9 protein-coding genes are annotated in these 11835 nt (G+C 33.4%); 3 read left to right on the top strand and 6 right to left on the bottom strand.

Going from position 1 to position 11835, the window contains the following annotated elements; all coding sequences use genetic code 11:
* The first annotated feature begins 72 nt into the window (after nt 1-72).
* Entirely contained in the window at nt 73-576 is a 504-nt protein-coding gene (locus Q1B37_RS03745) for a hypothetical protein (protein WP_299895591.1), read from the top strand.
* 727 nt (nt 577-1303) lie between these two features.
* Nucleotides 1304-3202 carry a glycosyl hydrolase family 28-related protein gene (locus Q1B37_RS03740; RefSeq protein WP_299895589.1) on the top strand — a complete coding sequence of 633 codons (1899 nt, stop codon included), beginning with the start codon at nt 1304-1306 and terminating at the stop codon, nt 3200-3202.
* Between the two features lie 181 nt (nt 3203-3383).
* On the opposite strand, the gene Q1B37_RS03735 is transcribed toward Q1B37_RS03740, so the two are convergent.
* Nucleotides 3384-3869 (bottom strand): MerC domain-containing protein, encoded by a 486-nt coding sequence (locus tag Q1B37_RS03735; RefSeq protein ID WP_299895587.1) that lies wholly within the window; start codon nt 3867-3869, stop codon nt 3384-3386.
* A gap of 46 nt (nt 3870-3915) precedes the next feature.
* On the opposite strand from Q1B37_RS03735, the gene Q1B37_RS03730 reads away from it, so the two are divergent.
* Entirely contained in the window at nt 3916-4323 is a 408-nt protein-coding gene (locus tag Q1B37_RS03730) for a transcriptional repressor (RefSeq protein ID WP_299895585.1), read from the top strand.
* Between the two features lie 83 nt (nt 4324-4406).
* Here Q1B37_RS03730 and Q1B37_RS03725 read toward each other — a convergent pair whose 3' ends face one another.
* From Q1B37_RS03725 to Q1B37_RS03705, 5 genes are all read right to left on the bottom strand, one after another.
* Nucleotides 4407-5528 (bottom strand): glycerate kinase, encoded by a 1122-nt coding sequence (locus Q1B37_RS03725; RefSeq protein ID WP_299895581.1) that lies wholly within the window; start codon nt 5526-5528, stop codon nt 4407-4409.
* 10 nt (nt 5529-5538) lie between these two features.
* Entirely contained in the window at nt 5539-7146 is a 1608-nt protein-coding gene (locus tag Q1B37_RS03720; RefSeq protein WP_299895579.1) for a sodium:solute symporter, read from the bottom strand.
* Between the two features lie 4 nt (nt 7147-7150).
* Nucleotides 7151-7753: a GNAT family protein gene (locus Q1B37_RS03715; protein WP_299602903.1), complete on the bottom strand. Its 603-nt coding sequence runs from the start codon at nt 7751-7753 to the stop codon at nt 7151-7153.
* 26 nt (nt 7754-7779) lie between these two features.
* Nucleotides 7780-9084, bottom strand: a complete 1305-nt coding sequence (locus Q1B37_RS03710) for a trehalase family glycosidase (RefSeq protein ID WP_299895577.1) — start codon at nt 9082-9084, stop codon at nt 7780-7782.
* Nucleotides 9085-9168: 84 nt separating this feature from the next.
* Nucleotides 9169-11832, bottom strand: a complete 2664-nt coding sequence (locus Q1B37_RS03705; RefSeq protein WP_299895575.1) for a TonB-dependent receptor — start codon at nt 11830-11832, stop codon at nt 9169-9171.
* Between the last annotated feature and the right edge of the window lie 3 nt (nt 11833-11835).

Below are 11835 nucleotides of genomic sequence, written 5' to 3'. Positions count from 1 at the left end.
ATAGAACTGTTTTTCATTAGTAAAACCTTTAGTTCAATTATTTACTCCATTTATTAATTAAAAAATGCAATCATGATTAAAAAAAGTAATCAACTAACCATCAAAAAAATTAAAGCTTTACTTCTGTTACCATTTTTATGTGCAATACTAGCATTTAATAGTATAACTATTGGTAACGAGATAGTAAACAACAACACTTTATCTGATCCAGAACCTACCTGTATTAATAAACAATCAAAATATGATAAAGGCTTAGATAATTACCTAAAAATCAAAACCAATGACATTACTGAAGCTCTTATTTATATTGTAAACACAAAAACATCAGAAACGATTAGAACAGTTCACTTAAAACCTTCTCAGTTCCATAAAGTAAAAAACATCCCTGAAGGAATTCACAGAGTAGATGTTATTTATGGAACCAATTATACAGAGACTTCAGAAAATGAGAGCTGCAAAGGCTATTTCAAAAACGTATTAGTTCAAAAGAAACTAAAAACTACTATAAATTTTGAAAAAGTTCAAAACTATGTACCTTCTTATTCTTTACTTATAGACATACAAGAAGCGTTATAAAGACTAACAGTAATTCCTGAGCGGAAAATGCTCAGGAATTTAAATCATTCGCTTACATTCCCCGATTAACATGTTTCAATCGTTAATTATTTTATAAGTTCATTCTAAACATTTAGAACACCATATCTTCATTACATTCTAAGAGATAAAAAACAAGAGGTTAAAAAAGAACAAGTGATGGATAATTTTATGTATTTGATAAAAAGGCAAATACACTAATTTTAAACCTATCAAAAATTGGTTCCCTCCCAACCTATTAACCTTCTTAAATTCGAAAAAATGAACTTAACTCGCAAAAAATTTCACATCAAAAAGTACTCTTATTATAATTCGCATCAAGACGCTTATGATCCAATAAAATGATATAAATCTTCTACTTGATTGATATCAATAGAATATAAACGATACTGCCCAATTAACAGACCATCTTCGTTTCTGCTTATTATTTTAAGAATTATTTTTACAGACTTCTAATTTTTAGAAGTTTACTCTTTCCAGACATTATATCTTAGAAACGGTATTAATTATTTTCTACATCTTGATATTCAAAAAAGTCTTTGAATAATATATCTGTACTGATGTTAACTACTTGTTTGTACTATATAAAAAGTAGTAAAACAACTTACGAATACCATTGTTTCATTTCTCTGTTTTTCTCATTTCTTAATAACTAACAATAGAAAGAGAAACAAAAACTACTACACTTAAACATTTAAAAACTTAACTCATGAAAAAAACTAATCTCCATTATGTTATGTTGGCATGTGCCATCATAATACTAATTCTACCGACTGTAAAAATTTATAGCCAAAAATCTATCGGAGATCCTGCGGTTACATTCGATAATTCCAGAAATGATCCAAAATATCCGTTTATGCGAGAATGGCAAAAAGCGGGTGTTGAGGGTGGAATTCCACTAAGAAATACATTACCCATAAAGATTTTATTAACTCCAACAGATTCTGAAGGCATCCAAGACGCTATTGATGATATAGAGACTAATGGAACGCCTAGTGTTATTTTATTAAAAAAGGGAACTTATTCAATAGATCGTCCAATACATCTAAAATCAAATGTAATATTAAGAGGTGAAAACAAAAATGAAGTATTACTAGAAGTTACCGTTAGATCAAGACGTGACAATGATGAGCAAGTCTTCACATTTGATGATATCCAAAAATCTGGTTTAGAGGATTTAACTTTCGAATATATACCTCCTAAATCCATAACACTTTTCGATGATCGCAATGTAGATCTTAATCGTTATTGTGGGAGTCGTTGTTTTAGTAATGATCCCGCAGGAGAAAAAAACTTGTACGTTTCTTTTGTTCGAATGACCCGCAAATCCAAAAACTGCTGGATCGATAATTGTACGTTTAAAAATTCTGGCTCAGATCCTCTAGAGATATGGGGAAATCACATCACCTGCAGAAATAATACTATAGACGCCTGTTACAATAAAGGTGGTGGAGGTAATGGATACTATGATATCCGTGGAGATTATAACCTTTTTGCCTACGAGAAAGTAAGAAGGATTAGACATTTTACTATTCAGCAAAATGCTAAGTATAATGTAGTAACTCAATGTAAGATAGAAGTAGATGTTAATTTTCATAATGGTGACAAGGGTTATAATCTAGTAGAAAACAATACGATTACCAGTTTAAGATGGAGATCATGGGCAGCTTTTGCCTCTGGTGGATCAAAATATGGACATAAAAAACCAGGTCCAAACAATATAGTTTTTAATAATATAACCCGTGGAAGAGGAAATTCAGAACGCTTTAGTGGTGATGATAAAGTATTCGTTTTTGATCAGTATTCAGAACCACGATTATTACGAAACCAAGCTCCCATCGGTGATACTTTCTATCCTGTAGTATTAGATGGTTCTGACGCAAATAATACTGGCGGAGATGAGAATGAAGAAGAAGATTGCAATAATGCTTTAGTTTTAAAAGCTTCAGAAGACGCTTATCTCCAAGGCACTGCTCGATATAACAAGAGAGAACTTCGAGTAGAAGATAGTAGAAGAGTTTCCTATCTTAAGTTTTCGTTTCCTTCTTCTACAAAACAAAAGGTAAAAAGCGCTAAACTAGAGCTTACTGTATCCTCGGATAGTGGAAATGGATTGATCGAAGTCTATCAAGGAGATTCAAACAATTGGAAAGAAACAACTCTTTCTACTACTAATAAACCGAATATAAAAACAAAATTGGGGTCTCTTAATACGCTTTATAAATTAAAAAAGTCCTACCAATGGACGCTATCCAATATCACCCCAGGAAAGACTATATCTCTTATTATAAAACAAAAAGGTGGAAACGACGTTTCCTTTTCTTCAAAGGAAAATACCAATCCTCCAAAATTAATTCTAGAATTAGAATGTGAAAAAAGATTTACTCAGAGTTTAAACTTAACGATTTTTCCAAATCCTACTAGCGACTTTTTAACTATTTCTGGAGTAAAATCTGGAGAATCTATAATCGTATATGATCTTTCAGGAAAAAAGAGAAAATCAATAATAGCAGTAGATGAAGAAGAACGATTAGAGCTCTCAGAATTACCATCAGGTCAATATATGATTAAAGCATCAGGTAAAAGTTCACTATTTATTAAAGAATAAAATGATCTAAAAGAATTCATGGTGACTATAAAGCTTGATTTATCTTACGAAACAAGGTAAGAGTAAACATAATCGACATACCATAAAACTAAATTCCTGAGTATTTAGAATTTTAAACACTCAGGAATTTAAAAGTTATAATAGATGTAACTCGTCTGTATTTATTGACAATACGAGAGGGCTACAACTTTTTAGAATCACTTTCAAGCTTTACTTTTTTAACATTAAAAAGATTAAGCAAATGCATTCCTATTAACATGAAAGATCCAACATACATCAACCATTTCCCATATGATATATGAAAAAGTTCAGATAAAAGTCCAATGGTAAAAATGCTCCACGCACTCCAAAAAATCCATTTAACTATGCTATTACTAGTATGTCTGGCAGAATACCAAACGGCTATTAAACTTAGCCCTAAAAAAAGATAATCCAGCAACGCCCAAAACCCTGCTCCATGACCATGCTTATTGAGTGTATTCTCCAAAATTGGTCTGGTAGCAAAAAACAAAGGAGTTAATGTACAATGCACTGCACAAAGACTACTTGTCGTAACTCCAAGCCAGTCAGAATAGTTTATTTTTTCAATTCGATACATATAGAAATAAGTCCAAAGAATATCTTTAAAAGTTGACTTTTCAGCTGCGAATGCACACAAATCAAACATACATTATTGCAACCAAGTCGCAAAAGTAATCAAAAAAAATTTGCTAGTGCAACTTAGTTGCGATAAATTTGTTTCTATGGGAGTAGTTAGAAAAACTAAATCTGTGAATAGATTACTTCACGCTTTTGATCAGTGCGAAACTGCTATCTCTACGATAGCATTGGTGGAGCAATTCAAAACCGAAATGAATAAATCCACTGTATACCGCATTCTAGATCGTCTAGAAATTGAAGGTACTTTGCATTCCTTTATTGGAAAAGATGGGCTTAGATGGTATGCATTGACTTATTGCTCACATACAAATCCTTCGGATATTCATCCACATTTTCAATGTAATGAATGTGGTAAAACTGAGTGTTTGCCCATTAGTATTTCCATTCCTGAAGTTTACAAATACAATATAGAATCTGCAGCCTTACTCTTAACAGGTAAGTGTAAAAATTGTATTCCCTAACATTGAATAAATATTCAACTAAGTACCTATATAAAAATCACCTACAGACTTCTTTATAAAGGAGTACGGTTTCTTCTATCTTCCTAAAATTTACTCATAAACTTTTTAGCGATTTCTTCTAAATAGTTATCTGCATTACTCATTGCATCTTTTATTCCTGTAGCATATTTTATGACTTCATCTACATACGAAATATTGAAATTGTTGATACTATCTTGATTTAATTCTATTGCTCCACAAAAGACTGCTACGTTAATATTTTTGTCTTTTGCTACACTTGTAACTCCCTTAATTGTTTTACCCAATAGTGTTTGATCATCTAACTTCCCTTCTCCAGAAATGATCCAATCTGCATCCTCTATTTTTTCATTAAATCCTGCAAGTTTTTTGATTAACTCAATACCAGGTTCTAAGGTTCCTTTTAAAAATACTTTAGACGCAATTCCCATTCCTCCAGCGGCACCAGCTCCTTGTACAGATTGTGGTTCTACATTAAAAACAGCACGTAACACTACCGAAAAGTCTTGTAATCCTTTATCTAACATTTCAATATCCTGTGAATTTGCTCCTTTTTGCGCAGCATAAGTAAATGCGGCTCCATTTTTTCCATACAATGGATTTGTTACATCACAAGCAATCTGAAATTGTACGTGACTTAATTTAGGTGTAACCCCATCTGTATTGATCGATGCTATTTTAGATAAATTCGCTCCAATTGGTTTGACCGACTGATGATTTTTATTTAAAAATTGATATCCAAGAGCAGCCGCCATACCTATACCACAATCATTTGTGGCACTGCCTCCTAACCCTAAAATCACCTTAGTTGCTCCTTTATTTATAGCATCCAAAATCATTTCTCCGGTGCCATAAGTAGTTGCATTTTTACAATCAAACTGATCTTCTTTCAATAACTTCATTCCGGAAGCTTCTGCCATTTCGATAAATGCAATTTGGGTAGTTTCTGAATATAAATAGGATGCTTTTATAGGCTTAAAAAAAGGATCATTTACTTCTATGGTTACCGTTTCTCCATTTAAATAATAGTTCACCACCTCTATCGTTCCATCTCCGCCGTCAGCTAATGGTAATTTTACAATATCTATATCTGATCTAACTGATTTAATGCCTCTTTCCACAGCTAAGCAAAATTCCATAGCTGTCAGCGAATTTTTAAATTTATCTGGTGCTAAAACTATTTTCATAGCAAACAAATTAGCCTAATATCTTAACAATAGATAATGCCAAAAGACATATAATTACGAAATACACTAAAAGTACGATAACTTCACGTTTCCCTTCTTTGTAGAATACAACCTTTAAACCTTCTTTTTGGGTTCCATTTATCACCAAGCTTAAAGTATATCCAACAACGATAGTAACAATACAACCTATCGCATTCCACCAAAACCAAAATACTTCAGGCACATATAACCACAGCAACATATTAAAAAGCACCCCCGCTACAATACCAATATTAGCTCCGATTGCGTGTGTCTTTTTTGTAAGAATTGCTAATATAAATGCTGCCAAAATAGGTCCATAGAATATAGAACTAATCTTATTAATCACTTCGATTACCGTACCTTCAATGTTTCCAGCAAAAAATGCAAAAAACAAGCATACCAATCCCCAGAAAACAGATAACAATCTGGAATACGTAACATATTTCTTATCTGGCATATCAGGCTTAAATCTCTTGATAAAATCTTCTAAAGTGACTGCCGATAATGAATTTACAGTAGAACTTAAAGACGACATGGCTGCAGACATAATGGCCACAATTAGAATTCCTATAATACCATTAGGAAGATATTTTATAATAAATACTGGTACCATTAGATCTGCACGCTTCCCTTCTAAACTACTTATGTTATCTTGATAGACAACATCCATTAGCTCCTGAAAACCTATATCTTGGATCAATAAAGTTCCTAGGACTAATCCCATTAAACAATACGTAAGTGTAACTGGAAACCGAAGTAATCCATTAGCCAATAATAATCTTTTTATAGTAGGCATCCCTTTAGCAGATAGTAATCGCTGAGATTGTGTTTGGTCTGTCCCATAATAAGAAGCATATAAAAAGATCCCTCCTATCACCATAGGCCAAAAACCAAATTCGTCATTTTTATCTGCATTATTGAAACCCCATTTCGAAAAATCCACTGCAGTTAGCCTATCCTTATCGACATGAGTTAAGAAGTTTTCGAAACCTCCTAATTCGCTTATACCATAAACTAAACAGACGATGATCCCAAAAAATAAAATACACATCTGTATGACATCTCCCCAAATCACAGCTTTCATTCCTCCTTGAAACGAATAAATCATTGTTATGATACCAATTAACAATACAGAAATCCAGAAATCAATCCCTATCGTAGCCTGTAAGATAAGTGCCATGGTATACACCATAACACCAGTTGCGACTGAACGGCTTATCTGAAATACAAAACTTATTAATAATCTGGATGAAGCATCAAAACGTTTTTCTAAAAATTCATAAACGCTAACAATGCCAGAATTATATAACGAAGGGATGATAGCAACCAACAAAAAAGCCATTGCTAACGGAACTCCAAATTCATACGTTAACCATTGTAATCCTCCTTCTTCTTTTAAACCTACAAATGCTGGCGCAGAAATAAAACTAATAGCGGACAACTGTGTGGCCATCGTAGACAAACTAAGAGGAAACCAACTCATGGATTGTCCTCCTAGAAAGTAATCCTTAGAATTCTTATTTTCCTTAAAAAAGTATCCTATTCCCAAAAAAGCCAGTAAATAAACAACTATAATGATGTAATCTATATAATTCATAAGTTTATGCTTTTATATTTAACTTCTTACGTAATTCAGGTTTTATAGAATGCATCCATTCACTTTTCAAAATACTCAATAAAACAATATCAGTTCTTCCTGTTCCGTCTAAAGAAGGGATAAAATTTCGTAACACCCCTTCTTCTATGCAACCTAAACTTTTTAATGCAGATAGGCTTACTTGATTTTCTTCATGCACACCAAATCCAACACGCTCTACTTCTAAATTTTCAAAAATAAATTCTAGTAACAGATACTTACTGTTCTTATTTACCGTAGTCCCTCTAAAATCTTTACCATACCATGTATGCCCCAATTTGATGATCTTTAACTGTTCGGAATAATCATACAATCTAGTTGTTCCTGCCGATCTACCTTGGATTTTATCATATACTATAAACGGATACTCTTTTGAGACCTTTCTATTCTCTAAAGCCTGAGAAACATATACTTCTAATTGCTCAAAACTTCTTCCTTTTTCTAACAAATAAGTCCAGATATCAGGATCGTTTGATTGCACAGAAAGCTCCTTTACATGTTTCTTTTGTAACGGAGATAATCTTACCGTATCATTTTCTAGTATATAGTCTTTTGAAAAATCTAACATTTTCCCATTTTTAATTTCAATGATCTTTACGAACGAATTAAATCAATAAGCAATGCCGCGCTCCAAGAAAAATTGTTACCGCCATATCCTGCATTTTCTTTTTCATGGATTTCTTTTCTAGAATCAAAATATTCATAGAATCCATTCTTTTCTATGATTTCAATACTATCCTTTTTGATACGCTCCGCAACATCAACATATTCATATTCTGATACTCCGCGATATAACATCCAATTTAGATTTATCCACACAGGTCCTCTCCAATATTTCTTAGGATTAAACCGATCACTAGTGGGATCAAAAGAAGCACATAAATATTGATGATCACCACCAAACTTGTCCAGCATTAATTTGATCATAGAAGTAGCTCTTTGCTTATTCGGAATACCTGCAAACAGAGGTGAGAATGAGGATGAAGACAAATATTTAAGAGGTTTTTCATTCCTTAAATCATAATGTATATACGCCCCAATTTCTTCATCAAATAATTTTGCGTTGAATGAATGTATCGCCTTGCTCTGCCAGTTGTGTAATTGTTTAATTTTTTCCTCATTATCCTCTATAAGATGATATAACTTAATTAAGGACTCATTAGATTTTATTAATAAAGCATTGAATAGTGGATCTTGTACCAAAAATGGTGATAGCTCTGCAATTTTTTGGTCATTATAGTTATGTTCTTTTGCTATTTCTATAATATGTAAATAGTGATCATATTCCCTCTTCGAAGGTCTTTGTGATGCATCTACATGTGTAGTATCTCTTCTTTCGAAAGTGTACTCTGGAGGATTCATAGTCTCCCAAATATCATCCCAGATCGGAGAATTATCTGTTCCTGATTCCCAATTATGGTATATATAAATTAATCCTTCATCTTTAGGATCTCTATTATTATAAAAATATTCATGATTAAAATATACTTTATCAATAACCGTCTTTATAAAATTAAGAGTCGCTTCTTTATCTGAACTAATTCTATATAATTCTTCCAATACAAATCCTGTTACTGGAGGTTGCGTCATCCCAGTGGTTTTATATTTTTTGGATGCTTGTGGATGCAAACTTGAGTGGTGAAAATCTGCTCCAGGAAAATACGAATCCGTTTCACTATGAAAAATGATATGTGGAATAAAACCATTATCCCACTGTGCATCTAGTAATGTAAAAATTTCTTTCTCTGCTTTGGGCATATCAAAATGCGCAAAGCCAATTGCAATTAAACCAGAATCCCAAAACCACTGAAAAGGATATAAATTCTCGCATGGTATACTAAAGTTACCTTTCCAGTTTTTGTTTAAAACTTCAATTGCTTTTTTCTCTAATGGTGTCATAACAATTCTTGTGGATTAATAAAAGTGCATCACTTGCAGTGAGCTACAAGTGATGTCTTAGTTATCATAAATTCATTAAATGGTTTAAAAACTATAGGTAGCAGTTAGGAAAAATCTACGTGGTAGAATAGGCCTTCCAAAGAAAAATTCTCCATCTGCCGATTGCCCAGCTATTCCCGCTCTAGGATTACCTTCAGTCAGTCCATCACTATCGAACAAATTAAATACAGAAAGTCCAACTCTTATAGAGTTCGTATTTTGCGTTTCGAAAGTATACCCTCCTCCAATTCTTACTATAGAAATAGCATCTAGTTCTACGTTATTAGAATCATCGGTAAATTTAGCACCCGTATGATTTAAGGTAAAATTGGCGTCAATCTTGGAATTATCATAATTGACTCCCAAACTTCCTAAAAAGTTAGGTTGTCTACCGATTTCATTTCCTTCATTAATAGTAGATGTAGTATTATTTACTAAGTCTGTTGTTTCATTTTTAGTAATCTCATGATTCTGATAGGTAAGTGTCGCATTAATAGTAAGATCATCTATTAATCGGTATTGCCCTGTAGCTTCTAATCCAAAAGTCCTCGTTGTTTGTTCACTTCTGGCTTGGTCTACTAATTGTCCTCCAGATATGGCTTGATCAATTCTGATACGATCACTTAGGTTTACAAAGTAACCCGCTACCGAACCAGAAAAAGCGCCTGTTCCAAACTTAGCTCCTAACTCTCCTTGAATAATAGTTTCTGCTTCATAATTCGTATCTCTAATACCTGGTGTAGGTGCAAAACCTCTTTGCTGTGGAAAGAAAAACCCTCTAGAAAAATTCGCATACAGATTAGTAGATTCTGTCAGCTCATATAATCCAGCTAAAGAAATCGCCCAAGCTGTATCATCAATTTCACCAGTTGTAAAACTACCATCTGCAAAACTTACATTTTGTAAATCTGCTGTTAACTCAGGATCCTCGTATACCTGTGTTTCTTCTAATCCTCCTCTTCTAAAAGTACCTTTTGTATTTTCGATACGAAGTCCAACATCAAAACGCCATTTATCAAATACCATTTCATCAGTAAAATAAAAAGCAGTTCTACTTTGAGTTAGAAAATTATTGGCAGTCATACCTATTCTGTTATACAACCCTCCATCAGAATAAATCACATTACCTCCTCCTGCTTCGGTATAACTTAAATTTACCAATCGTGGATTATTATTAAATTCAGAAAGTACTCTGTATTGAAAATTCACATCTTCAGCTTCCGTTCTTCCCAGAAAAGTCCCTAATGTAAAGGTATGATTTCCATCTCCTGATTTCAGTATTAAGTTTGCTTCTCCAGAATAATCGGTCATCGGTCTTAAACGATCTACATGCAGATTTTCTACCACCAAATCGGTTCCATTAATCTGCTCTCCGGATCCACCTTGATAGGTAGCATCAAAAGCTGTATTTCCAGGAGCGATCTCGGCCACATAATTATCTAATGTGATTGGATTTCCGAAATTACCATTACCTCCTACATACAAAGCAAAATTGTGCTGATAATTAGCATACTTTGCTTTCGCTTTAAACTTCAAATTATCGGTTAGGTTATAATTAAAATCTGCTAAAAGATATCCTCCACGAGTAAAAACACCATCATCGATCGGACTTTGATATACGCCTCCTGGTGTTAGAAAAGAAGTATTTGCTAGTTCTCCTGATAAAAGTTGTTCTACTTCATCTCCGTCATTTCCTCTAATACGCTCTCTAGATCCTCCTTGTAGCGGCAATGGTAAAAAGAACTGTGCTCTATCATTGATAAATTGTCCATGTACTGTAAAAGAACCATTATCAAATTTCTTTTTGATATTCGCTCTAAATTGCACACCTCTGGTATCCAATCCAGTTTCAATAGGACCATTATCTTTTCTTACAAAACCTGTAAAGGCGTAATAAGTATTAGAATCTTCTCCACCTAATCTTCCTCCAGTATAAAAGTCTGTTTTTAATCTTCCCCTATTTCCATATTCAACATTAATTAAAGTTTCATCATTCGTATCCCCTGTTTTACTTGTATAGTTTATAATACCAGCAACCGATCCAGCACCATATAGTACGGCAGCACCACCACGTACAAATTCTACTCCTTTGAAACCGATATCAGGTCTAGCATATACATCATGTGCGGAAGAATTTAAACCAAAGGTGCTGATTAGTGGCATTCCATCATATTGCAGTGGGTTAAATACATACTGACCTCCAGAAGGAAGTCCTCTAACAAATAAGTTCGTCGCGGTTTCTCCTCCTCCACCTTCTGCAGTAATACCTGGTACATCTCTTAAGATATCTGCCTGGCTATTGGCTGATAACTTTGTGATTTCTTCTATTCCTTTAGAGCTAATGGATAAAGGTGCCTGCTTTTGTGATCTAAACGTAGAAGAGGCAGTAAGTACTACTTCATCTAGGGTATTACCTTCCTCTAAAGTAATTTGAAGTGTTATCGGTGTTCCATTAAGCTCAATGGATTCTGTATAGGTTTTAAACCCCAAAAAAGAAACCTGTATTTTCTTAGAACCGGTAAGATTTGTAGAAAAATTGAATTTTCCATCAAAATCTGATACTGCTCCTGAATTACTATCTAAAATAGTGATGTTCGCTCCTAATAGAGGCACACCTGCATTATCTGTAACAGTTCCTGAAATCTCTGTTTGCGAGAATACTACTATTGTGCCAAATACACACAGTAATAAAGTGATAGCTTTTTTCATTAT

It is taken from the genome of uncultured Aquimarina sp., assembly GCF_947492965.1.
Taxonomy (GTDB): Bacteria; Bacteroidota; Bacteroidia; order Flavobacteriales; family Flavobacteriaceae; genus Aquimarina.
This window is presented reverse-complemented; position numbering and strand designations above follow the sequence as displayed.

Excerpts from the sequence above, each read along its gene's own strand:
- Q1B37_RS03720 (WP_299895579.1), bottom strand. The coding sequence starts at position 7,146 with ATGAATTATATAGATTACATCATTATAGTTGTTTATTTACTGGCTTTT.
- Q1B37_RS03710 (WP_299895577.1), bottom strand. The coding sequence starts at position 9,084 with ATGACACCATTAGAGAAAAAAGCAATTGAAGTTTTAAACAAAAACTGG.
- Q1B37_RS03715 (WP_299602903.1), bottom strand. The coding sequence starts at position 7,753 with ATGTTAGATTTTTCAAAAGACTATATACTAGAAAATGATACGGTAAGA.
- Q1B37_RS03735 (WP_299895587.1), bottom strand. The coding sequence starts at position 3,869 with ATGTTTGATTTGTGTGCATTCGCAGCTGAAAAGTCAACTTTTAAAGAT.
- Q1B37_RS03745 (WP_299895591.1), top strand. The coding sequence starts at position 73 with ATGATTAAAAAAAGTAATCAACTAACCATCAAAAAAATTAAAGCTTTA.
- Q1B37_RS03740 (WP_299895589.1), top strand. The coding sequence starts at position 1,304 with ATGAAAAAAACTAATCTCCATTATGTTATGTTGGCATGTGCCATCATA.
- Q1B37_RS03705 (WP_299895575.1), bottom strand. The coding sequence starts at position 11,832 with ATGAAAAAAGCTATCACTTTATTACTGTGTGTATTTGGCACAATAGTA.
- Q1B37_RS03725 (WP_299895581.1), bottom strand. The coding sequence starts at position 5,528 with ATGAAAATAGTTTTAGCACCAGATAAATTTAAAAATTCGCTGACAGCT.